We start from the raw sequence: 24,715 nt of genomic DNA, 5'->3' as shown, positions 1-24,715 counted from the left end.
TGTTGCCGGCCGTTTATCAGGCATGGTCCATCGTTGGTATCGTCACCCTTGCACATAGGATTAAAAAATAACATAAAATAAAAAGGAGAGTAAGATTAAAAATGAATCAAGTCATTAAAAAAATCGGTGCAGCCCTCTTGGTTGCCATCTTTCTCGCAGTTAATGTTCTGCCCAGCGTAGGGGCCTTTGCCGCAGATGCGGAAAAGGGGACCATTACGATTAATGATGCCGTGTCCGAAAAAAGTTACGATATTTATAAAATCTTTGACCTGACTTATAAGGGTGACAACGTTTCCTATACCATCGCCAAGGACTGGGATGGCTTCTTTAACGATAAGGGGAAGGCTTACATTGTTGACCAAAACAGTGGCAGTCTGAACCCGATTATTGTTAATGGACAAGTCAAATACATCAATATCACCACTGACAATGTTGCTGAATTTGCCAATACTGCCTTTGCCTATGCAGCTAAAAATATTCAGGTGACAAAAACCGTCACCGCAGCCAAAGACCAAACAACCGCTACCGCTGAAGGCCTAGACCTCGGTTACTACCTGGTCAATGCCAAGGGGGCTACGGATCTAAAGAAAGATCAAAAATCCATCGTTTCTCTGACCTCTACCAAGCCGAACGGGAAGGTGAATGTTAAGGCCACCTACCCCACCATCGAGAAAAAAGCTGACAAGGAAACCGCAGATTTTGGTGACCCCATTACCTATACTCTGACCGGCCAAGTACCGGACACCACCGGCTACAGTCAATACACCTATAAAATCACCGACACCTTGGGCAACGGATTAACTTTCTTAGATGCAGACCAGGTTGTCGTTAAAGTGGATGGAACCCCCCTTACAGAATACGTAACGAAAAAAATTGAGGGACAAACCCTAACCGTTGACTTTGACATGTTAGAACTGCAGGACAAGGTTGGTAAAACCGTTGAAGTGACCTACAAGGCCAAGCTCAATGAAAATGCTGTTATCGGTAAAGGCGGGAACGACAACAAGGTGTCCTTAGAATATAGCAATGATCCGAAGGATTCCAAGAAAACAGAAAAAACCCCTGATAAAAAAGTACCGGTCTATACGGCTATCCTGACCATTAATAAGTATGACGGCAAAGATAAGACTGGGGAAACCAAACTGGCCGATGCCAAGTTTGTTCTGAAAAATAAGGAAGGTAAATTCTATAAATATAATGATGCGACCAAGGCCGTTAGCTGGGTGACTGATAAAGAAAAACCCACCGTAGTCAATACGACTCCCCAGGGTAAAGCCCAGTTCAAGGGCCTGGCCAGTGGGGACTACCAACTCATCGAAACCGAAGCCCCCAAGGGATACAACCTTCTGACTAAGCCGGTAGATGTTAAAGTAGACGCCAAGAACTGGGAAAATGAAGCCTTTTGTAAAGCAGATGTCGCCAACAATTCCGGTTCTGAACTTCCCTTCGTCGGTGGCATGGGTACCATCGCCTTTATCATCATCGGGGGCGGCATTGGTCTTTTAGCTGCCGGCCTCTATCGGCGGAACCGTCAAGTGGAAGGCAACTAAGTCCTTAGTTTGACTTATCCCCTTGAACTGAAGAAAGGATATACGCCGCTGAAGACCCTTTCGGCGGTGTTTCGCTTATGCAAAGAGAAAAAACAGCCCTCCTATCCCTTTTGCTCATGCTTCTGGGCCTTCTAATCCTCTGCTATCCGGTCTTAGGGTCCTTTGTCAATGGCTTTACCCAAAGCCGGGCCATTGTCCACTATTCGGAAAAGGTAGAGGCCCTGAGCCCGGAAGAAAGGGAGGCCCTCTTAAGAGGGGCCCAAGCCTATAACCTGGCCCTGCAAAATAACCCGGCGGCCTTTTACCAGCCGGACCTTATCCCCGGCTATGAAGATATCCTAAACCCCGGTGCTGACGGCCTTATGGCCTATGTCACCATTCCGGCCATCCGGGTCAAGCTCCCCATCTACCATGGGGTCTCCGAACCTGTCCTCCAGGTCGGCGCCGGGCACCTGTCCGGAACGGCCTTCCCCATTGGGGGACCGGGCAACCATGCGGTGATTTCCGGCCACAGTGGCCTGCCGACAGCCCGGCTCTTTACCGACCTGCCCAAGCTGACCAAAGGAGATAGCTTCACCGTCCATGTTTTGGACCAAGCCTATAAGTATAAAATTATATCCATCCAAAAGGTCACCCCGGAGCAGACGGAAAGTCTGAGGCCTGTGCCCGGTCGGGACCTCTGCACCCTCTTTACCTGTACTCCCTATGGGATTAATACCCACAGGCTCCTGGTGACCGGTGAAAGGGCCCCTGATAACCGGCCGGCCGATCTGCCCCACAAGGCCGGTCTCCACTGGCCTCCCTGGTTGACGGGCTACCTGAAAATAGCTGCGGCCCTCATCGCCTTTGCCGTCAATATCCGCTTAATTATCAAGCATGCCCTTCTTTATCGCAGGGCGAAAAAAGCCGCCCAAGACCAAAAGAAAGGAGATTGCAGTGAAAAAAGAGAATAGACCCTTAGGCCTTCTGAGCCTCCTGCTGGTCTTGAGCCTCCTGCTAACCACCAGCTGGCCGGCCCAGGGGGCAGAAGCCCTGGCCGGACCGGAAGTCAGCACTTCTTTTGGCAATACGGTCTTTAACCTCTACCAAATCGCCGAAAAGGACCCGGCAGGTGCCTGGCAAGCCTGCCCTCCCTTTCAGGGCTATGCCGTTGACCTCCGGCTCGATTCGGACGAAGGCAAGCGGCAGGCCGCCGAGACACTGGTTGCCTATATCAGCAGGGACCGGCTTTCTCCTCTCCAAGCCGTCCGCGCAGATGCCGGTGGCAAGGCCTCCTTTGCAGCCGTTCCGGCCGGCCTTTACCTGGTGACCGGCGACAGTAGCCAAGACGGCAGCGGCCGCCGGCCGGTGCCCACCCTTCTTGAATGGCCGGCCCAAAAAGGGGCTAATGCCCCCATCCGGCCCAAGTATGAAGTGCCGGACAAGCCCGTCCCGCCCGACCAACCGGGTAAACCCCCAAAACCGGATGACCTGACCATCCATGCCCTTAAGAAATGGGATGACCGGGAGGGTGCCGACCGGCCCAAGTCCGTCCAGGTCCAGCTCGTCCAGGATGGCAAGGTCATCGAGACGGCCACCCTATCTGCCGAGAACAACTGGCAGAAGGACTGGTACCGGCTCCCCCGGGACCATAGCTACCATGTGGTGGAAAAGACCGTCCCCGCCGGCTATAGCCTACGGATCGACCGGGAGGGCTGGACCTTCACCCTGACCAATAGCAGGACTGAAGCTCCGCCCAAGCCCCTGCCGAAAGACCCACCGACCCATCATCCGCCGGCAGACCAACCGCCTCAAAAGCCCCCACAAAAGCCAACCCCCAAGCTGCCACCTGCAACCGGCCCTAAAATCCCCCAAACGGGCCAGCTCTGGTGGCCGGTCATGGCCCTGGCCCTTCTGGGGCTGGGCTTTTCCTTAAAGGCCTACCGGGCGAGTAAAAACCCCCAAGAGGACGACCAATGAAAGCCCCCCGGACCTACCTGGTCTTGGCCCTGGTCTGCCTGGCCGCCGCCCTGGTCCTGACCGGATATAACCTTTACGATGCCCGCCGGGCCGGCCTGGAGGCCGCGCGTCACCTGGCCGCCCTCCAAGCTGTGAGCGGTCAGGCTTTGAACCGCCGGGCAGCCGGCGGTCAAGCCGGTCTGGACCCGGGCCAGGCTCATGAAGGCATGCCCACCGTCCAGGTGGATGGTCGGCCCTATATTGGTGAAATCATCATAGAGGCCTATGGCCTCCACCTACCGGTCATGGCCGACCTCAGCTCCGAGAACCTCCGCATGGCCCCCTGTCTTTACCGGGGCGCCCTGCCGGACAACCATCCGGTCATCGCCGGCCACAACTACACCAGCCACTTTGGCCCCCTCCTTACCCTGTCTACCGGCAGCCGGGTCCTTTTTACCGATACCCTGGGCCGGACCTACACCTATCGGGTGGCCAAGCGGGAAACCCTCGCCGATACGGCCCTTGCTGACCTACTGGACAGCCGGCCCACCGACCTGACCCTGGTCACCTGTACCCTGAGCGGCTACACCCGGTGTGTATTGCGATGTGAGCTAGTGGATGGTGGAAGGTAGTTGAAGTAGCTTGTCTTCAAAAAAGACAGGCTACCGCTGGGTTGGAAAAAAGGCCGATTGGCCCCTTGAGTTTCCTGTCGCTAATAAAAATAATGATAAACAGTTTCCTATACTGGAATTTTAAGAAAACGATTCAAATGGAAGGTAAAGCGTAAAATAAAAAATGAATTGCACTAAGGAAGGTGGTATTCATGAAAAAGGGAAGGAAAGCGATGACAAAAACGCTTTCCCTGCTGATTATCATGTCATTGTTACTGACCTGCTTACCTGGACACCTCGTCTTTGGGCAGGATAAGCCGGTCAACCTGCCGGTCGCAGCCGGGTCTGAGCCGGACAAACCGGTAGCGAAGAAGGATCAAAAGCCGGCGGAAGCGGCTAAGCCCCGGTCGGAAAAGACCGGCCCGGCGCTATCACCGGAAGAAGAGAACCGGTTGGCTGCCCTAAAAGACCGGGTTGAAGCAGAAGCGGCGGCTAACTTTGACGGTGATGCCCAGGCCTTCCTGGCCGATGTGCAGCTGACCCCGGTAGCTGACCGGGATAGAGACCGTCCCCTTGTCAACTGGGAACCGGTCGACCCGGATAAGGGCTACCTGGCCCTCTCCTTTGACCGGGTCCGGCTCCAGGTCGGAGACAGCTTAACCCTCCGGCTGGCAGAGGGCGTGACCCTGGTCCGGGCCTACTACCAACCTGCTGACCTGGCATCTTTGCAGGACCGGCTGGCCGGGGCGGAAGACCCCCGAGCCGGCCTCCAGGCCCTTGAGGAAATCGCCCCGGCCTACGCCCTCGACCGGGAGGGCCTGGCTCCGATAGACCCGGCCGACAGCCCCACCGAGGACCAGGAGAAGTTCCTTACCCTACAAGTGACCAAGGCCGACCTGGCCCATTTTAAGCTCCTGGTCCAAGTCCCCCGGCCCCTGACCGGTCCCCTGGTCCAGGTCTCCTTCAAGGAGACTGATTCAGGCGAGTCCTTTACCCTCCAAGCCGGTAAGGCCAAAAAGTCTACCGGGGTAAAAACCGGCCCGGCGGCCGGACCGGAAGCCCCCGGCCTAGAGGAAACCCCTGAAGGCATAGATCCGGCTGATCCGGAAGCGGAAGACCAGTCCAAGGATATGGATACCCTCACCGGTGCCCTCGGCCCCCTCTATGAAGACGGCATCCTCCCGGACCTGGCCCCGCCTAAACTGCGGTCCAGTCGGAGCCACCATGACCATGACTACTATCATGATGACTATGGCTCTGGCAAGACCATATGGGTAAGTAAAAAATGGTCAGATGGAAACCAAAATCATCAAGGGCAGTCGGTAACAGTATACCTTTACAAGAACTATAAGGTTAAACTTGAGAATAGTTATAAGAAAGAAAAAACGCTAAGAAATGTCCCCTACAAGACCCTTACCGTTTCCGCTGACTATCGTTGGCAGGCCTCTATTGATGATGTGCGGTCCGAAAAGGAACAGGAAGACCATATAAAAGATAGAAAAGATATCTTTGAGGAGGACTTAAGACGCATAGGTGAGAGCGTCCCTAGATACAAAAAAATTAAGGAAGTCAAAGACTTTTATTACACCATTGCTGAAAAACCGGTTCAGGGTTATAGCTCAAGGGTTTCAGGTCGTGGTGGCAACTTTACCATTACGAACACAAGCAATAACCCCAACCCCAAACCAAATCCTGAACCGGCTCCTAATCCCGATTCAGGTTATGATAAAGGCAAAGCCATTCGGATACAAAAGATTTGGCAAAACGATGACGAGGAAAGCCGGCCCGAATCTATTACCGTCAAGCTTTGCAAGACGTATACTGTAAAGCTAAAAGACAGCAATAGGAAATATATAACCCTAAAGGATGTCCCCTATCAGACCATTACTCTATCCAAGGCGGAGGGTTGGGATAAAACAATTTACGAGTATTTGGAGAAACAGCAAGAAAGGTATATCAGAGAAAACCCGGGGCAATTCGAAAAGGATATGCGTCTTATTGGGGAAGAGGTTCCCTCTTACAAGTATATAGATGAGGTTAAGGACTTTTCTTACAGTATTCAGGAAGAGCCCATTAAAGGATATACCGGTCGTGTAAGTCGTTATGGCGGTAAATTTACCATTACTAACAGGGCGACAGACCTCAAACCAAATCCGGAACCGGGACCGGCTCCCAACCCAAATCCCAGCGATATCGATACAGACTTAAGGGTCAATAAGATGATCGACTACTTGGGTGATGACGGCAAAAACTCGGATACGGATCTTGCCGGCGAAGATGCCTACCGCCAGTACCTGGAGATTCAGGGCGAAGAGGCCCAAGTCGATGCCCCCGGCTATGACTTCCTTATCGCTGTTGATACCACGTCTTCTATGACGGCAGATGACTATAGCGGTGAGCAGCGAGATGTGGTCGCCAACCGCCTCCTCAATGGCGATGATAGGTATAGTACTGCCGATGGCCTCCTGACCAAGCTCCTGGCTGCCAACCCAAAGAACAAGGCGGCGGTTATGACCTTTGTAGGACAAGGCCGGGATAAAAAGCACACGGAAGGCTATGCTTTAGATAAGGAAACCGGCTATCAATTGGAGTGGACCTCTCTTGGCAATCAAAGCAAGGCCCCCTATACCTCCGTTCTTTATGACAGCGGCAGTGGCACCAACTACTGCACCCCCCTTTACCGGGCCGCCCAAATCTTTAATGAAGTCCAAAACGACGGCAATAAAAAGGTCCTCATCTTTATCACAGATGGGGAACCCAATGAATACGTTACAAAATATGATCGTGATAATACCGTCTATATTCCCGGCTATAAGAAGGGCGGTAGCTGGGAAGATAGAAGGGCGTACACGGAGGCTGCCTATAATTACTTGAAAAGCCAGGTCAATGAAAATATCGACTTCCACGCCATTGCCATCAAGATTACTGAAGACCGGCGGGGAGACCTCCAAGCCTTGGCAAATATGGCCGGCGGAGATGTTCACCCGGCTGACGATGCAGCTCAACTTGAGCAAGCCTTTAATGATATCGCTACGGTCTATTACCCCAATAACCTTTACCTGGAGGATACCCTTAGCAAATATGTCAACTTGAATACTGACCGGCTGGACTTCAAGATTAAGATGCTTAAAAATGGCCGGGAAACCGTCATCTGGCAAGGGGAGCCCCGACCGGATGACTACAATGAGCACTATAACTATACTCCTATAGGTTATGCCACAAATGGCGGCGGTAACATCATTGACTGGGCCTCTTATTCACAGAATGTGTACGGGAAAGACCGGGTCCAGGTGAAGTTTAAGCCCGGCTACAACCTCGGCGGGGCCCGCTTCCGGGTTTCCTATAATATCAAGGCCAACCAGACCGCCAAAGACTACCTGAGGGATAATAATAACCAATATCCAGATGTCGGCGACCGGGAAACCGATTTTGGCAAAAATGCGACGTCGTCAAATAAGGCCGGTTTTCATTCCAATACCCGGGCGGTCATCCGGTATAGGCAGCATGGTCAAGACCACACCAAGCTCTTTCCCCACCCGGTGGTTCAGGCAAGCCCCTCAGACCCGGAGCAGGTGCCTGAGCCGGGTCCCAACCCCTCGGACTTAAAGCCGGAAGTCAAGGTACACAAGCAAATCGACTTCTTAGGCGACGGGGTTCAAAATAAGGATACCGATATCCAAAAAGGGGCCAAGCAAAATCAACTGAACGATCTGTACCGCCTTTACCTGGATGTAGAAGGCATTAAGGCAAAAAAGAATGATGCAGTAGACCTACTCTTTGTTATCGACCATTCGAGAAGCATGGCGAAAAAAGATATGACAGGGCCCAATGGAGAGACATGGAATCGCTCTCAAGCGGTCATGCACCTATTAAATGATACAACTTTAGTTCACAATTTCTTGGGGAAGAATGAAAACAATCGGGTGGCCTTTGTTGCCTTCGACGGAATTAAAAAGCAAAAAGATGCCTACTCCTATCAACGGGATGTCGCTGTCATACGGGGTTGGTCACACCATTTTGATGGGGGTATTACCCTGCCGATTCCCAATAGAGGCTATGGCTCCACCAACTACCATGCCGGTTTGTACAAGGCTCTGGATATGTTTAAAGGGTCACGAAATAAAAAGGTTATGATCTTTATTAGCGACGGTGTGCCGACAATGTTTATCCAGGAAGATGGCACTCCCGGTGGTGGAGGCGGTCCCTATGATGTAAACAATGTGCGTGCTTGTAGGAATGCTGTTATGGGCTATATTCAAAATACCTTCTATAAGGACCACCCGGATATCTTGACCTATGCTGTGGGCGTATCGAGGGATATTACCCAACCGAACCCGAAGACATCTGCCAGTCCTGTGATTCTTCAAGAAATGGCAAGGTTGAGCGGCGGCGATTATATTGGCGTCGATACTGACACCAATGAATTGGTGAACCGGCTGTCCAGTGTTATTGAAAAGGCCGTATCCGGCGTAGTCATTGAGGATGAACTTAGTGACTATGTGGACATGGTAGACCGAAGCCAAAGAGATTTTAAGGTCATTAAAAGGGATAGGAATGGCCGTGAAGAAGTTCTTTGGGGAGATGGTGAGCCTGATGGCTGCATTCAGAACCTACTCTACGAGAGAAGCAAGAGAAGAGTCATTCTAGTCTTTGCCCCTGATTATAAGCTGGAGGACGGTTGCAAATACGTGCTCTCCTATAATATCAAGGTCAATGATAAGGTCAAGGCCTATTATATGGAACACCGGGCCTATGATGCCGAAGGGGATGCCGGTACAGACTACGGCAACAATGCCACCTCATCTAAGCAACCCGGTTTTCACTCCAACAAGGCTGCTAAGGTGTCCTTTAACGGCGGCGAGCAGGCCTATCCCCACCCGGTCGTCCAGGTTCAGGATGTTCCCGGCCGTGAATTGCCTGATGCCGGCGGCCTTGGGCGGTCAAGGCTTAGTCTGGCAGTAGGTTTGAGTGTTTTATCCCTGTCCGGCCTTGCCCTAAGGCGGCGGAGAAGCTTCTAACCCCCCCTAAAATAGCCAAGCCCTAGCGGCATTTCTCTGTCCGGCCCGGCGGGCGAGACAGAAAAGACCACCGACCTCTTATCGGTCGGTGGTCTTTCTATATTTAGGGGGGTTAGCCACGGATTTTTTTGTCTATGATCATCTTATGGTAGTAGTCATCAAATTCCTCAGGGGTGCTTTCGATGGTCCGCTGGGTCATGTGGTTGGTTATGGTCAGGAGGAGTTTGTGGAGATTGGGGACGGAGGGCAATTGCTCAAAGTTGAAGAGGAGCTTACCTTCAGGGGGATTAGGGAAGACAAAGTCTGTAATGAGGACTTCATGGCCGGTATGATGGAGGGCTTCCAGGTCGATTTCTTCGCCTTTATAGACTTCTGCCTGGAGGACTCGGGGGTTGAGGCAATTGAGAAGGTTGGCTAGGGTTTTGGCGTAGTAGTGGTCATAATGGCTGACAACCAGGGCCCGGTAGGGCGGGATGTTTTTCATCAGCTGGGGAAGGAAATCCGGCCAGAGGGAGTAGACCGTATAGGCCAGGTCCTTGGTCCGGTCTTTGACATGGGGGTGGAACTTGGTCAGGTAGTCCTCTACCAGGGTGGTCAGTTCATTATGGAAGTCGACATTCAGGAGCTTGACGTAGTTTAAGAAGTAGTCTGAATGGTTGACAAAAAAGTCGGAGGCATCAATATTAGAGACCTTAAAGCGGAAATAGGTATAGAGGGCGTTATAAAAGGTTTCCGTGTCGGATACGCATATGTTGTACTTACCCTGGAGGTACTGGACCTTTTCTAAGTAGTAGTTATATTGCGCACTGTAGTTTTCGTCATTTTTATAGGGGACGGCCGGGTCTGCTAAGAAAAACATGAATTCCTCAGACAGGAAGTAGGCCAGGAGTTGATAAAGGAAGTCGAGGCGGCTACTGTCTGGATCGACGGCGTACTTATCCAGGATGGCCTGGGCCTCAGGGTCAGCTAAAACTTTTTCCAGGCGGGGAATAAAGAGGGGATTGTGCTCATTGATGGGGATGGCGTAACCCTGTTGGAGCCGGATGAGGGCCACGGCCAGGGCCATTTTCACATACTTGAAATGGGCCGGGTGGAAGGGCCGCTTGTTGATATACTTGCCTGCCAGCCGGGTCAGAACCTTAGCGTCTTCTTCTGCAAAGAAGTCTTCGAAGGGCCAGGACAGGGGATTGGGCAGGACTTCAATAAAAAAGTTGACATAGAACTTCTGGATATCTCGCTCATCCCCGGTGAATTGGAGGTCGGCATAGGAGTAACGGAGTTTGTAGCCGACAGCAAATTTTTCGTTAAAGAGCTGGACGTTACGGAAGATTGAAGAAACGCTGCAGTTCAGATCCATGGACAGGTCCAACTTGTCCATATTAGGACGGAAGAAGGACTTGTAAAAAATTTGTACAATAAGAGAGTTATACAGGAAGGTTTTTTGCATGGTCAATAGACCAAAGTTGCTATTAAAGGACCCCCGGATCATAGACCCGGTATGTTCGAATTTGCTATAGTCTGCAAATAGCTTTTCCAGGTTTTCTGTATAGGTCTTTACAGTTCGTCTGGAAATGCCTATTTCCCGGGCCAGTTCGGTATACTTGAGCCATTCACCATCATGACGATACAAGAGGGTCATCAGTCGCATCATGTTTTTGTCTTGATTTAGAAAAAGCATAAATCCTCACCTTATTAAGATTTTAAATGTATATTATATATGGTATATAGTAATGAGATAAAAAACAAATCAATCAACAAATGGAAAAACGACAGATAAAAAAGATGAAAATAAAATGTACAATAAAAATATGTAAGGGGGTGGTTCGGGGCGGCCGGTCATGCCTATGAGGCTATGACGCACAAAAACACCGAGCAGATCCCTAGTTGGGATGTGAGCGGTGTTTTTTCTTGTGTCCCTATGGGGTGAAAACCGGGTAGCGGCCAAGGCAGTGAAAGTCCCGGCAGAGGGGCTGGCAGGCGGTGAGAGCCCGGTCCAGGTCTCCGGCCTGTAAGTCGATATCCACAAAAAACCGGTACTTGAAGGGGTGCTGGGGGACGGGCCGGCTTTCCAGCTTAACCAGGTTGAGGCCGGCATTGGCGAAGGCCTGGAGGACGGCCAGGAGGGCGCCGCTTTCGTGGTTGACGGTAAAGGTATAGGCCCCCTTGCCGGCCGGCGTCTGGGGCCGGTAGCTAAAGGGCGGGGCGGCCACCAGGACAAAGCGGGTGCTGTTTTCGGCCACATCCTGGATATCTCGGGCCAGGATGGTCAGGCCATTTAAATCAGCGGCGAAGGCGCTGCAAATGGCCGCATAGCCGGGGAGCCGGTCTTGGGCAATCTGGCTGGCAGCGCCGGCTGTGGACCGGGCAGGGGACCGCTGCCAGCCCTTGGCCCGCCAAAAGGAGCGGGTTTGCCGCAGGGCCTGGTCGTGGGAATAGACGGTGGTGATATCCTCCAGCCGAGTCCCCGGCTTGGCGGCTAGGACATGGTGGATGGGGAGGGTCAGCTCGGCGACAATCTGCAGCTGGCGGTACTTGATGAGGTTATCCAGGACCGGCAGGACGCTGCCGGCCGAGGAATTCTCCAAGGGAAGGACGGCCAGGTCTGCCCGGTCAGGACCGAGGGACCGGAGGGCCTCTTCAAAGTCATCGATAAACTGGTAATGGCCGTCCGGGGCCAGGCGGCAGGCCGCGGCATGGCTATAGGTGCCGGTTTGGCCGTAGACGGTCACCCTGGGCGGCCGGACCGTTTCTTCAGGACACATGGCAGATACTCCTTTCAAGGTCTATCTGGTTATCCTAGCATGCCTGCGAAAAAGAGGCAAGAAAAAAGCGCCCTAGTGGGCGCTTTAAGCCTTTGTTTATACGTCATCTGCATCAAATTCCGGCCGATAGGGTTTTTCCGGGTTCGGGGCCTTGAGGGCCATTTGCACCACAGTACCGATGAGGCCACCGATAATGGCGGGGATGATCCAGCCGAAGCCGATGGTGTCCAGGGGAACCATGTTGACCAGGCCTTTAACCGGCTCGCTGTAGCTGCCCCAAACGTCCAGGATGGAGACGGCTAAAGCACCGATGATGGCCCCGCGATAAGCCCACTTGTAAGGGACAAAGCGGTCAAAGACGGCCAAGAAGATCAGCACCATAACGACAGGGTAGATGAGCAGGAGGCAGTTGACGGCCAGGGCGATAATTTTCTCAACGCCGCCTAAGGACATCAGGAAGCTGACGATACAGATGATGACAACGTTGGTGGAGTATTTGAGCTTGTCGTGGGTAATCCGGGCGAAGAAGTTGGCGACCATGGAGGTCAGCCCGATAGAGGTCGTCAGGCAGGCAGCGGCCACAGCGATGGACAAGGCGATTTTACCCGGAGTACCTAAGATGGCAAAGACGGTACCGATTAAGAGGGGCACCCGGTCTAAGCCCTGGAATTCAGGCAGGCCACTGGCCGTTGCACCGATATAGGTCAGGCCGCCATAGATTAAGGTGAGGCAGATACCGGAAACAATACAGGCCGGCAAAATAACGGACAGCTGTTGCTTACGGGATTTAAAGCCTCTGGCCCGGACATCATAGACGAAGATCCCGGCCATAACCAGGGACCCGATCCCGTCCATGGTTTGGTAACCTTCTAGGAAACCGTTGGCAAATTGGTGTTCCGCTTCTGTGACCACCGGGGTTCCGATGGGGTTGAAGACGGCACCGATAAAGATAACGGCTAACATAATTAGGAGAACAGGGGTCAAAATTTTACCGATGATATCAACAACAGCCAGCTGCTTAATGGTTAAAGCCATGGTGATGGCGAAGAAGATAAAGGACAGGGCCCAAATAGGGATAAAGTCCGCATAGGGCTGGACACTCATTTCATAAGTGGTCGCGGCCACCCGGGGCACGGCGAATAGGGGCCCGATAAAGAGACAAATTAAAGAACCGAGAACAACAGAAAACCATTTGGCCACCGGGCGGGCGACATCGTCAACGCCGCCGCCGACATTGGTGGTGGCGACAATCCCTAGGACCCCCAGACCAACGTCTGTAATGGCGAAGCCCAGGAGGGCGAAGAGCCAGAGGGTCCCGGCGGATAAGCCCAGGGTAGGCGGGAAAATCAAGTTACCTGCACCGAAGTAGGTGGCAAAAATAGCAAAACCAACAGTAATAATGTAGCCAATCGTGGCTTTTGGTTGTGTGGATGGACTGCTCATGGTAACCTCCTATGTTAGCATATCCAGGCTTGCCTAGATGTTCAAAGCCTGTTGAGCGTCTTTGAATATTTTTGCCATGCCTTTAATCTGGGGAGTGGAAATAGCACAGATGGCAATCCGAACGCCATCACCCAGGGGCACCACGAAAATATCTTTTTCAGCAACTTTTTGCGTTAAAGCCTCTGCATCTTCATGCGTTTTGGTTGGTACATAGATAAAGAAACCGCTGTGGTAGGGGCAAATGGTCAGGCCCACTTCTTCCGCCTCGGAGGTGAAGAGGGCAGCCCGTTCAGCTAATTGGGCGGCAAAATCATCCTGCTCAGCCCGGAAGGCCTTGAGTTTTTCCGGGTCAGCGGCCAGTTGCGCAACCATTTCCATCCCTACCCGGGAGCAGTTGGACCAGGTTGCCCGGCAGGAGGCGCCGGCAGCGAGCATGAATTCATCTTTGACGGCCTCGGTTTGGGCCATGCAGAGCTCAACCCCTAAGCGGTAGCCATAAAGGGTGTAGCCCTTACTCAAAGAGGCACAGACAATGCCGAGAAGGTTTTCCGGCAGGTTTTCAAATAACTTGAAAATGGACCGGGCATCCTGGGGGGCATAGTCGATATAGGCCACGTCGATAATAACGATAACGCCTTGGTCCGGATGGGCCTTGGCCAGGTCGGTTAAGCCATCCAGGAGCTGGCGCCATTCGTCATTGGTAACGGTAAAGCCGGTCGGGTTATGGGCCGGGGTGTTCAGGAGCAGGACCAGGTTGTCCTGCTTGCCAATGAGGTCCTTGCAAGCGGTCAGGCAGGCCTGGACATCAAAGCCGCCTTCCGGGGTAAAAGTATTAAAGGTATCTAGTTTGCGTCCAAACTCACTCAATAAAGAGGTATAATTGCCCCAAAAATAATCTGTGGTCAGGCAGGTGTCGCCTTCGTTTAAATAATTAAAAGTGGCGTTATGGACAGCACCGGTACCACCGGGGGTCGCGACCCCGTCAATATAACAGTTGGGCCGGTAATCACGGAATACAGAATCGGCCATGGCTTCAATAAAGGCAGGGAGGCCATTAATCGGGGCGTAATTCGCAGCCACCTCAAAAGGCACTGCTTCCATAGCCGCCTCGACGGTTTTCATTGTTGCCAGGTGGCCTTCAGGTGTTAAAAAGGCGCCAATGGTGGCATTGACGATATTTTCACTGCCCACCTCTTCTGCCCGCTTGGCTGCAGCACCGGCGTAAGCGAAAATGGTATCCGGGCCACCTTTCCCTTGGGCATGTTTTGCTAAAATACTCATACGAATCTCCCTTTCTTGATGCAAAAAACTGAACCGTCTTTCCAGTCCCTGTAAGGGTCCCTCTTTTGTTGAGAAAAGTCCCGGCGACGCCGGGTACCTTCTGCTTGCAGAGGGCCCAGCCGAGCCTCTATACTTATTGTTACAGGACTGACATAAATACAGGCGCTTGTTTTATAACAGTTCTATTTTAAGATTAGTTTACGCATTTAACAGACAATTGTCAATTAAAAAGACGTTGAATTTGTAAAAAAATTCAAAAATATTTCAAATTTTATTGATGTCTGGAATTTCCACCTGAAAATAGGCTAATACGCCTGCTTGGCCAGGGTGCTTCTTGTCGGCATAAAACTTGACGATGCCTAAGGGAATAGGCTATTATCAAGGCATTGGATTGGGCATATTAAAGGAGATGAGCGTGATGGCACACAAAGCCTTGTACCGGGTCTTTCGGCCCCGGACCTTTGCCGATGTCATCGGTCAGGAGGTTGTGGTGACCACCCTGCAAAATGCATTGAAATACGAGCGCCTGGCTCACGCCTACCTTTTTTGCGGCCCCCGGGGAACCGGTAAAACCTCCACCGCCAAAATCCTGGCCAAGGCCGTCAACTGCCTGGCCCCTAATGAAGGGTCCCCTTGCGGCCATTGTGACAACTGCCTGGCCATTGCCGAGGACCGCTTTATTGATGTGGTGGATATTGACGCTGCCAGCAACCGGGGGATTGATGAAATCCGCGACTTAAAGGACCAGGTCCGCTTTGTGCCGGCGGTGGGCCGGCGGAAAGTCTACATCATTGACGAAGTCCACATGCTGACCGGCGAGGCCTTTAACGCCCTCTTAAAAACCCTGGAAGAACCACCGGCCCATGTCCTCTTTATCCTGGCAACGACCGATCCGCAAAAGATTCCCCAGACGGTTTTATCCCGGACCCAACGCTTTGACTTCCGGCGGATTTCCACCCAGGTGGTCGCCGACCACCTGCAGAAGTTGGCCGACCTGGAAGGCATGGGCTATGAACCCCAGGCCCTCCTGAAGATTGCCCGCCAATCGGCCGGCGGCCTCCGGGATGCCATTGGCCTCTTAGACCAGGCCCATGCCTATGCCCCGGATACTATCACCGTCCAGGCAGTAGATGACCTGACCGGCGGCCTATCCGAACGGGTCTTGCGGGACTTGACCGAGGCCCTTAAAGATATTGATTACGCCCGCCTCTTGGAAACCCTCCGCCAGGCCCTCAAGGAGGGGAGCGAAGCCGGCCGCCTTTTGAAAGACTTTGCCGACTGGCTCCGCCGGCTCTTTATGCTAAAGGTCGCCCCCCAGGCCCTGGACCAGGGGAGCATCCTAAACCCTGAAGCCGCCAAACCCCTGGCAGAGGCTCTCTCTATTCCTACCTTTGAGCGGCTCATCCGCTGCCTATCTGAAGCGGAAGCCCAGCTCCGTTTTGCCGGCGATGCCGAGCTCCTCCTGGAGACCACCTTTATTGACTTGGCCCTCCTGGTAGAAGACCCGGCCGCTCTGACGGCCCCCCCGGCCCAAGCCAGGCCCGCGGCCCAGCCCAAGCCTGCCTGCCAGGCCTCGGCGCCACAGGCCCAACCGGCCCCCCGGGACCGGGCGGAGACCCCGCCGGTCACGCCCATTCCCCCGGCAGACCCGGCCCCGCCGGCCCAGGCCCCGGCCCGTCCACCGGGCCAGCCGGCTGATACCGCCGCTAATGCAGGCGAACTGGCCGCCCTCTGGGCCCAAACCATGGAAGCCCTGAAGGGACACAGCGTCCGGCTCCACGCCTTTATGAAGCCGGCCATCGCTGAAAGCCTTACCGATGGCGTCCTGACCCTCCGCTTTCCGGAAGAAAACAGCTTTCATTATAAGCAAATGAACAGCCCCCAGCAGCGGTCCATGCTGGCCGAGCTCTTTTACCAGACCACCGGCCGGACCGCCCAGGTCGACCTGGTCTTAAGCCAGGGCCAGGACCGGACGGAAGAATTAATCGAACAATCCAAACGCCTCTTTAATTTAAGCGATGAAGATATTAAACTGGTAGATAAGTAAGCGCCACGACAAAAAGGAGAAAAGACCATGTCCATGCAAAAAATGATGAAAGAAATGCAGAAGATGCAGAAGCAAATGAAAAAGCTCCAGGAAGAACTGGCTGAAACCCCGGTAACCGGCACCTCCGGCGGCGGGGCCTGCTCAGTGACCGTTAACGGCAATAATGAAGTCCTTTCCGTCGAGCTGGACCCGGAAGTCGTTGACCCGGAAGATATTGAAATGCTCCAAGACCTCATTGCCGCTGCCGTTAATGACGCCATCCGGACCGCAGCCGCCCTGTCTGAAGAAAAAATGGGCGCCCTGACCAAAGGCATGAAAGTCCCCGGTGGTCTCTTTTAATGAGTAAGATGAACGATGCCCTGCAGGAGCTTATTGACGCCCTAGCCCGCCTGCCTGGCATCGGCCGGAAAAGCGCCACCCGCCTGGCCTTTCATATCCTGGATGCCCCGGCCGCCGAAGCCGAAGCCCTGGCCCGGTCTATTCGGGTGGCCAAGCGGACCATTGGCCATTGTCCTCGCTGTGGCAACCTGACCGATAGCGACCTCTGTCGGATTTGTGCAAACCCGGACCGGGCCACCGGCGAGCTCTGCGTGGTCGAAGAAGTGCGGGATATAGCCGCCATTGAACGGACCGGCGCCTTTAAGGGCCGCTACCATGTCCTGGGCGGCCGTCTGTCGCCTATGGATGGCATCGGCCCGGAAGACCTCCGAGTGGATGAATTAAAGGCCCGGGTCCAGGACGAGGCGATTCAAGAAGTCATCCTGGCCACCAACCCCTCAGTCGAAGGGGAAACCACCGCCCTCTTCCTCATTGATGAACTCCGTCCCCTCGGTGTCCGCCTGACCCGGATTGCCCGGGGCCTGCCCATTGGTGGGGACATTAAGTTTGCTGACGACATGACCCTGGCCCGGGCCCTATCCGGCCGGGTAGACGTCTAACCGCCGGCAACTTGCAGGACTTTTTCCGCTAATTCTAGGGAAAACCTTGACAAAAAATCAACAGTGCGGTATTATAAACTCTGCAACTAGCGGATGTGGCGGAATAGGCAGACGCGTGCGTTTCAGGGGCGTATGCCAGCGATGGCGTGTGGGTTCGACTCCCACCATCCGCAAAAGAAAAGCCTTCCTTTTTAGGAAGGCTTTTTTTATTTGCCAAGAGTAATAAAAATGAAAATTATAAATAATGCTGCTGGCATTAGCCTGGACTAATGAAAATAAGTAAAACTTATTATATAAATAAGCTAAAGAAAGGAGCGTTGCAAAATGCCAGTAGTAGATTATACCTTTATACCACACATGATTGATGTTCAGAATGACTTAGTGAAAAAATATACCCAAGAATTTGAAGAAGGGATGTCGACTTTTTCTAGTCCCCTAGTTCATTTGAATCCATTTGAAATCTGCCCCCTAACAGCCTTGGTTCAATTTAAAACAGAGCGTTCATGCCAAGTATCTGTTTGCATTAAAGGAAAAAATGAGGCAGCAGACCTTAATTATACTATTCCAGACGCAGGTACAGAGCACCATATACCTGTTTACGGCTTATATGCAGACTATAGCAACGAAGTGGTGCTGACCCTCAATACCGGAGAGACTACTACCCTCCATATTCAGACAAGTCCCTTGCCGGATAATATTCAGCTCCCGAGCTATTGTGAGACCTCCTATGATTATTTTGGTGATCAATTGATGGTTTTAAGTCCATCATCAGATGGTCACGTTACCGGTTATGACTATCGCGGAGAAGTCCGTTGGTATTGTACGGTTGGCCTATCTTTCTCTATGCACCCCAGCCGTAGGGGTCATTTAATGATGGGAACGGAAAGGCTGATGAAATTGCCTTACCATATATCCGGTCTATATGAGTTTAACTTGTTAGGCAAGATTTATAAGGAATATCGGTTGCCAGGTGGCTTCCATCATGATTTTGCTCTAGGGCGGCCAGGTGAACTGGTTATTCTCACCCAAGATTTACAGAGGGACACCGTTGAAGATATGTGCGCTATTGTACGAGAAGAGGATGGGCACATTGATCATATCATTGACTTCAAAGGAATGCTTCCGCCGGAAGCGGCAGGTGGTAACCGGGCGAATCCTTCAGATTGGATGCATACAAATGCTGTTTGGTACGATGAGAAAACAAATAGTATATCTTTCTCTGCCAGGAACTTAGATGCTATTATTAATGTAGACTATGATACAGGTGCCTTAAATTGGATTTTAGGTGACCCGAATAAATGGCCGGAAGAGATGCAGGAAAAATATTTCTTTAAACCGGCAAAGGATGATAGTGACTTTGAATGGTTTTATGCTCAACATTCTGTTTCTGTCGTGCCAAATGGTGATATCCTTATTTTTGATAATGGCGCCTGGAGGAGTAAGTACAGTGAAGAAGATATTCCTGCTGAAGATAAGTATTCCAGGGCTGTCCAGTATCGCTTAGACTTAAGTTCCCGTACGGTTCGCCAGGTTTTCTCCTATGGGAAAAATAGAGGGTCAGCTTATTTTTCACCACATATCTCCAATACAAGTTATTATGGTAAGGACCACTATCTTGTTCATTCGGGAGATATCGGTACGGTTAAAGATATCCCTTGCGAAAAACCACCCATTTTCTATTTAAATAAACCGGAAGAAAAAGACTTGGAATTTTATTCGGTGACTACAGAAATTTTAAATGATGACATTGTCTATGAATTAAAAATACCTCGTACGGCGAATTTTAGGGCCCACAAAATCAATTTAACTGATTTTGTAGATGTGAAGGACCTCTTTGAACAAGGGACCCGGCTAGGTAGTTTGTCGGAGACACGAGAAATGCGGTTAAAATTACCGAAAAGCACGAGTTCTCTAGGTAAAGATTTTGAAATCAAAGTAGAAGATGAGGTAGACCGGTTTGTTTTTTCTCTAGTTGTCGATATCGGTGTTTACGCCGGTGTCGTTCTTTCTAATGGTGAGGAATCTCATGCCTATAATATTTCTACCGTAGAGAAAGATGAGTTAGCCTTATGCATTGGAAGCTTTCAGGAGTCCAATGAAAAACGCGTGTCGGTGACCATTAGTAAGGATGGATTATCCGGCCCGTATGACCTGCAACTATTTGTAGAGGGCAAGTTATATGACCTTCAGACTAAGATTCATTGCTAAAGGAGAAGAAAAAGGAGGACGTTATGGTTAAGGCTGGAGAGAGATCTTATCATAAACTCATTATATACCTGGCGATTATAGCCCTGTTTTTTCTGATTATCCCCCCGGTGGGTACAATTTCAGCTGAAGGAATGCGGTTGGTTGGGTTATTTATTGCCTTTGTGTATGGTGTTACGGTAACAACAGATGTATGGCCATCTCTATTAACTTGGGTTTTCTTCCCCTTGACGGGTGTGGTAACCTTTAAAGAGTCTTTGGCCCTTAACTTTGGTTCAGATGTATTTTTCTTTGTTCTTTTATCCCTCGTTCTTTTAGCCTATATGGAAACGAGTGGTGCAGCTGCATTTGCAGCTGCTTGGCTCTTGAAAAGAAAATTTATTGTAGGGCATCCTTGGCGCTTGATTTTTATGCTTATGTTTGTTTGCTGGCTTATTTCCAGTTTTGTGAATGCCATCGCTGGGATGATGCTCACTTGGGTCTTTATGTATGAAATCTTTGCTAAGTTTAATTATAAGCCTTATGAGAAGTTTCCGTCCTTGATGATGCTGGGAACTTGTGCTTTTGGCGGCCTTGGTTTGAGTACCCTCCCCTGGGGGAATAACTCTATTGTTATTTTAGATGTGCTTGAGAAAACAGCTGATTTAAAAGTGAATTATATGGAATACATCCTCTACACAGTACCATATGCCTTATTTGTGCTTGCGGGCTTTATGCTTTTATGCCGCTTTGTGTTTAAGTTAGATGTGACCCCTCTAAAAGACTTTAATCCAGCTGATTTAAGTCAAGAAGTTCAAAAGGCAACACCTGAAAAAATAGTTGCCTTATTGGCGATGCTATCTCTAATTCTTTTAATCTTGATCCCTTCCAGTTTACCTCAAGATTCTCCGGTAGCTGTTTTTATGGGTAACTTTGGCCTCAGTGGTAAACTCATCTTTATCTTTACTGTTTTACAACTGATTCGCATTAATGGCAAGCCGGCCTGCTCTTTTGTAGAAAATGCTAAAAAAGGGGTTAGCTGGAAGCTTGTCATGATGGTTGCTATTATTTTAACTTTCTCACCGTTGATTGCCGGTGACAATACCGGTATCAATGAGACGTTGGGAACAGTTATATCTCCGTTGTTTGATAATCAACCAGCCTTGGTGTTCATTATTTTGGCGGCTATAGTGACAGTTATCTGCACGAACTTTATGATTAATAAGATTATAGCTATTTTAATGGTATCAATCACATTGCCAATTGGTGTCCAGCTGGGTATTGACCCCCTGCAACTGGGCTTCTTATATACGGTTATCTGCACGGTAGCATTTATGCTGCCCTCAGCTTCCCAGTCAGCAACCGTTCTCTTTTCCAATACGGAGTGGGTGCGGGCTAAAGATGTTTATAAATATGGCTTGCCGATGATTATTTTAATGACGGTGTTACAAGTCGCCTGGAATTTAATCTTCTTTGCGATTTAGTGGCGGATTTTTGAACCTTTGTGATATATAGGAGGGAAAAATGGAGTTAACCTTTCTTCTAGACCTACCTAGTGCCTGTCGATATGCTTTTAAAAAAGGTGACTTCCTATTTTTGCAAGGGGATGCTGCAGACTGTATTTATTATTTGCTAGAAGGATCATGTGAACGGATTGCGTATTCGATGGACGGGAATGTAATCAAATATAAGGAAAAATCTGCTAATGACGGGGTAAATTCCTTAGTTGGCATTAATAATTTGTGGATGCCTGATCGAACTAGCCATTCCAGTTTTAAAGCCTTGTCAGATATTGACTGCTACCGAATTGATGGTGAGGAGGTCTTGGCAGCTGTTCGAACTCGGCCAGACATATTGGATGCCTTACTTAGATTGCAAGGCGATAATTATTTGCACTTGACCCAACTATTAAATAGCCATCGCGAAAAGAAAATTCCTGCCATATTTTGTTCAACCCTTTTGGAATTTGCAAAGGAAGAGGATGGTGCATATCGGTTACCTGTTACATGGAAAAATGCTGCAATTTGCCGGATGCTAGGTATTCATCAGGTTACAGCTGCAAAAATCATGACCTATTTACGCAAGCATGGCATCATAGAGAGAAAAGATGGGATTATTTTCATTAAAGACATAGATGCGTTACAGACTTATGCGGATAATAAGAAGATGTATTATTGAAGAAATCTAAAAGAGCAACTATAGAAAAACAAGTGGCACCGCTAACCAGCGGTGCCACTTGTTTTTTTTGTTAATTAGTCGGCCTCCTGGTCCCGGACCAGGAGGTGGCGGATGACCCGGAGGAGGTATTTTTCGGCCAGGGTGAGGTTCCGTTTCCGGGGGTAGAGGACGCAGTCGTAGCCTTCGAAGCTGCCGTGTTCGTCGTTGACGGCGACGCAGCGGATGAGGTTTTGCTCGCAGTAGATGTCTTCTTCAGCGAAGATATCCGGCAGGAGGGCGATGGCGTGGCCCTTGTAGATGCCCCGCTTGAGGTCCTCCTTGTCCTTGACGATAATGGCGTCCTTGTTGAGGTTGAGGTCGTTGCTGATCCGGCTCCAGTAGCCGGAGGAGTAGGAGAGGAACTGGGCGTCCTGGAGGTCATCCAGGTGGACGGCGGCCTGGTCGGCCAGGGCGTTATTGCGGTCGACGAAGGCCATGAGCTTGCGGGGGCCCAGTTCTTCGTGGATGAGGTCCAGCTTGGCCAGGTGGGATTGGGTCTGCTCGGAGGAGATGCCCCAGGTGATGAGGCCGATGTTGGCGGTGCCCTCATAGATGCTGGAGATGACATCGTCAATGGGTTGTTCGATGATTTCCACCTGGAGGTTGGGGTACTGGTGGCGCAACTGGGAGAGGATGTGGTAGTCCAAGACACTGTAGGCCGGGGTCCGGATAAAGCGGACGGTACCCTGGAGGTCGTGCTCCCGGCAGCTGAAGTAGCGGATGTCATCAATCAGTTCCATGACCTGGTTGGCCAGGTCAATGACGCAGGTGCCGTCGCCGGTGGGAAAGACGCCATTATGGTCACGAACAAAAAGGGTGGTGCCGAGCTCTTCTTCGAGTTGACGGAGTGATGTGGATAGGGCCGGCTGGGAAATGAGCATTTCTTTAGCGGCTTTCGATATGGATGCACAGCGATTAATGGTGATGATTTGCTCTAACTGTTCTATGCGCATGTGTCTCTCTCCTTGTGGAACCAATGAATAGATGGTCCTGTTTTGAGTGGGTCTGTCTCAACCGGGCGGGCAGGAACCATCTAGATGATGAGGGTTAAGGCCCCTTTTAGTTGCCTACAGTATACCGTTTAGGGGAAAGGGTTGCAAATGCCACTGCTGATAAAAAAATCCCAAGGGGGTAGAGCCCCTTGGGATGCGGGATGGCTTAGTCTTCTTCTGTTTGCAGGCAGAAGCCGTCAACAGCAGCGAAGCCGATGGTCCCTTCTACAGATACGGTCCGTTCCGGGTCTTTGCCGGCGGCGCCGGGCATCCGGAAGGTGGTGTTGTCAATCCGTTCAATGGCGACTTCTTCCGGTTTTTCAACCTGGGGAACGTAGTCATAGGGGTAGCGGTAAGCCCGGTAGATCATGTTGATGGGCATGTACTTGCCCCAGTAGGGGGAGATGTATTCCCAGACCAGTTCGTGGTCTCGGGTCACTTCCATTAAGCGGCCGCCGGAGCCTTCAGTGATGAGGGTGTTGCCGTTGGGCAGGCGTTGAGCCGAGGAAATGAACATGCTGTAGAAGTGGTCGGAATGGTAGGGCATGGCATGGCCCATGTCGGAGGGCTTGCACTCCCAAACCATTTTCATGGTGACGGGGTCAAATTCAATGACCCGGCTGTAGTCACGGAGGGAGTTGTTCAGGCCGGTTTTAGAGCCCGGGTTCGGGGCGCCGTAGCCGCCCATGCCGCCGTTGTCATAAATGAGGATGTTGCCTTCGCCGGGCATGCCCTTAGGAATCATATGAGCATGGTGCTGGCCGACAATCTGGCCGATAAAGCGGGCTTCCGGGCTGGTGTAGTCTGGGCCCAGTTTCCAGACGATTTTACCGGTTTCCTTGGAAATGATGCAGATGATATTGGTCTGCCGGCCGTCAATGATGATGTTGTCCGGATGGAAGCGTTCATCACCATTGTCATAGTGGCGGTTGGGGCCTAGGACGCTCATGGAGTTGGTGTGCATCCAGTCGCCACCGGACTTATTCATGTTCGGGTTGCGGGCAATGCAGTTTTTGGCTTCTTCAGAAAAGCCCAGTTCGCGGAAGTGCTCGTTGCAGTTCCAGCGCCAGAGGATTTCACCGGCATCATTGATTTCGATGATGGTGTCATCGCATAAGGGGAGGGCGGATATAGCCGGGTTGGTAACGGTGTGGTGGCAGAGGAGGAGCTTGTTGCCGCCGCGGGTTTTGGCTTCCATACCGGGGACATAGTAGCCGACGGTATTGCCTTCAAACTGGTAGTCGTGGTGCTGGCGGGCCATCCATTGGGGTTCATAGCCCGGGTCTTCGATGTACTCCAGCTTGTTAAATTCCCAGACGACATTGCCGTCCCAGTCAACCTGGATCAGGTCAATCTGGTCCTGCCAGCCGTATTCGCTGTTCCGTTCGCCACGGCTGCCGACCACTTCGCCACCGGGGAGGAGCTTATTCGGAAAGCCTTGGAGGTCTTTCCAGAAGTTGACCACGCGGCCGTTCATATCGATGAGCATGGCCCCCTGTTCCCGGGCGGGGAAGATGGTGTAGCCGTTAAAGCATTTTTCCGGATTATAAATAGTAGTACCGGTAGGGTGAACTGTAGGTGTTCCCATGTGAATCTCCTTTCGGTTAACACGATTGATTTGTCAAATTCAGTATACTAGAGTCAAATAGCGATGGGTAATATCGTTAATCAATTGGGGGCATAGCTAGGGATTATAGGCTGATAATTCACTCAATAAAAAACTCCCCCAAAAGT

At 51.3% G+C, this 24,715-nt stretch carries 17 protein-coding genes and 1 tRNA gene; 12 read left to right on the top strand and 6 right to left on the bottom strand.

The features are described 5' to 3' along the window. Positions 1-101 precede the first annotated feature (101 nt). The 5 genes from ACKQTC_RS06765 (at position 102) to ACKQTC_RS06745 (ending at position 9,117) form a co-directional block, all read left to right on the top strand. Positions 102-1,550, top strand: a complete 1,449-nt coding sequence (locus tag ACKQTC_RS06765; RefSeq protein ID WP_408977678.1) for a SpaH/EbpB family LPXTG-anchored major pilin — start codon at positions 102-104, stop codon at positions 1,548-1,550. A 77-nt stretch (positions 1,551-1,627) separates the two neighbouring features. Next, positions 1,628-2,503, top strand: a complete 876-nt coding sequence (locus ACKQTC_RS06760; protein WP_408977677.1) for a class C sortase — start codon at positions 1,628-1,630, stop codon at positions 2,501-2,503. Next, positions 2,487-3,509: a Cna B-type domain-containing protein gene (locus ACKQTC_RS06755; RefSeq protein ID WP_408977676.1), complete on the top strand. Its 1,023-nt coding sequence runs from the start codon at positions 2,487-2,489 to the stop codon at positions 3,507-3,509. Before ACKQTC_RS06760 ends, ACKQTC_RS06755 begins: the two co-directional genes overlap by 17 nt. Then, positions 3,506-4,120 (top strand): sortase, encoded by a 615-nt coding sequence (locus ACKQTC_RS06750; protein ID WP_408977675.1) that lies wholly within the window; start codon positions 3,506-3,508, stop codon positions 4,118-4,120. Before ACKQTC_RS06755 ends, ACKQTC_RS06750 begins: the two co-directional genes overlap by 4 nt. A gap of 212 nt (positions 4,121-4,332) precedes the next feature. After that, positions 4,333-9,117: a DUF7604 domain-containing protein gene (locus ACKQTC_RS06745; protein WP_408977674.1), complete on the top strand. Its 4,785-nt coding sequence runs from the start codon at positions 4,333-4,335 to the stop codon at positions 9,115-9,117. A 112-nt stretch (positions 9,118-9,229) separates the two neighbouring features. Here the strand turns inward: ACKQTC_RS06745 and ACKQTC_RS06740 are convergent, their stop codons facing one another. The 4 genes from ACKQTC_RS06740 to ACKQTC_RS06725 all read right to left on the bottom strand — a co-directional run bounded on the left by ACKQTC_RS06740 (position 9,230) and on the right by ACKQTC_RS06725 (position 14,603). Then, the gene (locus ACKQTC_RS06740) at positions 9,230-10,768 is read right to left on the bottom strand and encodes a helix-turn-helix domain-containing protein (protein ID WP_408977673.1); all 1,539 of its coding nucleotides are present in this window, start codon (positions 10,766-10,768) and stop codon (positions 9,230-9,232) included. A 265-nt stretch (positions 10,769-11,033) separates the two neighbouring features. Then, entirely contained in the window at positions 11,034-11,879 is an 846-nt protein-coding gene (locus ACKQTC_RS06735; protein WP_408977672.1) for a prephenate dehydratase, read from the bottom strand. A gap of 96 nt (positions 11,880-11,975) precedes the next feature. Then, positions 11,976-13,322 (bottom strand): branched-chain amino acid transport system II carrier protein, encoded by a 1,347-nt coding sequence (brnQ, locus tag ACKQTC_RS06730; protein WP_408977671.1) that lies wholly within the window; start codon positions 13,320-13,322, stop codon positions 11,976-11,978. 33 nt (positions 13,323-13,355) lie between these two features. After that, the gene (locus tag ACKQTC_RS06725; protein ID WP_408977670.1) at positions 13,356-14,603 is read right to left on the bottom strand and encodes a pyridoxal phosphate-dependent aminotransferase; all 1,248 of its coding nucleotides are present in this window, start codon (positions 14,601-14,603) and stop codon (positions 13,356-13,358) included. Between the two features lie 418 nt (positions 14,604-15,021). Here ACKQTC_RS06725 and dnaX point away from each other — a divergent pair, with 418 nt between their 5' ends. The 7 genes from dnaX (at position 15,022) to ACKQTC_RS06690 (ending at position 21,950) form a co-directional block, all read left to right on the top strand. Next, a complete protein-coding gene (gene dnaX / locus ACKQTC_RS06720; protein WP_408977719.1) occupies positions 15,022-16,650 on the top strand; it encodes a DNA polymerase III subunit gamma/tau in 1,629 nt (542 codons plus the stop codon). A 27-nt stretch (positions 16,651-16,677) separates the two neighbouring features. Then, a complete protein-coding gene (locus ACKQTC_RS06715; protein WP_408977669.1) occupies positions 16,678-16,989 on the top strand; it encodes a YbaB/EbfC family nucleoid-associated protein in 312 nt (103 codons plus the stop codon). Next, on the top strand, positions 16,989-17,588 hold the full coding sequence (gene recR, locus ACKQTC_RS06710) for a recombination mediator RecR (RefSeq protein ID WP_408977668.1): 600 nt from the start codon (positions 16,989-16,991) through the stop codon (positions 17,586-17,588). The genes ACKQTC_RS06715 and recR overlap by 1 nt, the downstream gene beginning before the upstream one ends. Before the next feature lie 89 nt (positions 17,589-17,677). Beyond that, positions 17,678-17,761 (top strand) — tRNA-Leu (locus tag ACKQTC_RS06705). Between the two features lie 151 nt (positions 17,762-17,912). Next, positions 17,913-19,796, top strand: a complete 1,884-nt coding sequence (locus tag ACKQTC_RS06700) for an aryl-sulfate sulfotransferase (RefSeq protein ID WP_408977667.1) — start codon at positions 17,913-17,915, stop codon at positions 19,794-19,796. Positions 19,797-19,819: 23 nt separating this feature from the next. Next, positions 19,820-21,256 carry an SLC13 family permease gene (locus tag ACKQTC_RS06695; RefSeq protein WP_408977666.1) on the top strand — a complete coding sequence of 479 codons (1,437 nt, stop codon included), beginning with the start codon at positions 19,820-19,822 and terminating at the stop codon, positions 21,254-21,256. Between the two features lie 40 nt (positions 21,257-21,296). After that, entirely contained in the window at positions 21,297-21,950 is a 654-nt protein-coding gene (locus ACKQTC_RS06690; RefSeq protein WP_408977665.1) for a Crp/Fnr family transcriptional regulator, read from the top strand. A gap of 74 nt (positions 21,951-22,024) precedes the next feature. Here ACKQTC_RS06690 and ACKQTC_RS06685 read toward each other — a convergent pair whose 3' ends face one another. Together ACKQTC_RS06685 and ACKQTC_RS06680 are read right to left on the bottom strand one after the other, a co-directional pair. Beyond that, the gene (locus ACKQTC_RS06685; protein ID WP_408977664.1) at positions 22,025-22,942 is read right to left on the bottom strand and encodes a LysR family transcriptional regulator; all 918 of its coding nucleotides are present in this window, start codon (positions 22,940-22,942) and stop codon (positions 22,025-22,027) included. A 205-nt stretch (positions 22,943-23,147) separates the two neighbouring features. Beyond that, the gene (locus ACKQTC_RS06680; protein ID WP_408977663.1) at positions 23,148-24,569 is read right to left on the bottom strand and encodes an aryl-sulfate sulfotransferase; all 1,422 of its coding nucleotides are present in this window, start codon (positions 24,567-24,569) and stop codon (positions 23,148-23,150) included. Between the last annotated feature and the right edge of the window lie 146 nt (positions 24,570-24,715).

The organism is Peptococcus simiae (assembly GCF_046097595.1).
Classification (GTDB): domain Bacteria; phylum Bacillota; class Peptococcia; order Peptococcales; family Peptococcaceae; genus Peptococcus; species Peptococcus simiae.
Note: the sequence above shows the minus strand (reverse complement) of the source record. Positions and strands in the feature narration are given on the sequence as shown.

Bases quoted from the DNA above. Each gene is read 5' to 3' on its own strand.
- ACKQTC_RS06680 (WP_408977663.1), bottom strand. From the start codon at position 24,569: ATGGGAACACCTACAGTTCACCCTACCGGTACTACTATTTATAATCCG.
- ACKQTC_RS06725 (WP_408977670.1), bottom strand. From the start codon at position 14,603: ATGAGTATTTTAGCAAAACATGCCCAAGGGAAAGGTGGCCCGGATACC.
- brnQ (WP_408977671.1), bottom strand. From the start codon at position 13,322: ATGAGCAGTCCATCCACACAACCAAAAGCCACGATTGGCTACATTATT.
- ACKQTC_RS06690 (WP_408977665.1), top strand. From the start codon at position 21,297: ATGGAGTTAACCTTTCTTCTAGACCTACCTAGTGCCTGTCGATATGCT.
- ACKQTC_RS06760 (WP_408977677.1), top strand. From the start codon at position 1,628: ATGCAAAGAGAAAAAACAGCCCTCCTATCCCTTTTGCTCATGCTTCTG.
- dnaX (WP_408977719.1), top strand. From the start codon at position 15,022: ATGGCACACAAAGCCTTGTACCGGGTCTTTCGGCCCCGGACCTTTGCC.
- ACKQTC_RS06735 (WP_408977672.1), bottom strand. From the start codon at position 11,879: ATGTGTCCTGAAGAAACGGTCCGGCCGCCCAGGGTGACCGTCTACGGC.
- ACKQTC_RS06685 (WP_408977664.1), bottom strand. From the start codon at position 22,942: ATGCGCATAGAACAGTTAGAGCAAATCATCACCATTAATCGCTGTGCA.
- ACKQTC_RS06750 (WP_408977675.1), top strand. From the start codon at position 3,506: ATGAAAGCCCCCCGGACCTACCTGGTCTTGGCCCTGGTCTGCCTGGCC.
- ACKQTC_RS06740 (WP_408977673.1), bottom strand. From the start codon at position 10,768: ATGATGCGACTGATGACCCTCTTGTATCGTCATGATGGTGAATGGCTC.
- ACKQTC_RS06715 (WP_408977669.1), top strand. From the start codon at position 16,678: ATGTCCATGCAAAAAATGATGAAAGAAATGCAGAAGATGCAGAAGCAA.
- ACKQTC_RS06695 (WP_408977666.1), top strand. From the start codon at position 19,820: ATGGTTAAGGCTGGAGAGAGATCTTATCATAAACTCATTATATACCTG.
- ACKQTC_RS06700 (WP_408977667.1), top strand. From the start codon at position 17,913: ATGCCAGTAGTAGATTATACCTTTATACCACACATGATTGATGTTCAG.
- ACKQTC_RS06745 (WP_408977674.1), top strand. From the start codon at position 4,333: ATGACAAAAACGCTTTCCCTGCTGATTATCATGTCATTGTTACTGACC.
- ACKQTC_RS06765 (WP_408977678.1), top strand. From the start codon at position 102: ATGAATCAAGTCATTAAAAAAATCGGTGCAGCCCTCTTGGTTGCCATC.
- recR (WP_408977668.1), top strand. From the start codon at position 16,989: ATGAGTAAGATGAACGATGCCCTGCAGGAGCTTATTGACGCCCTAGCC.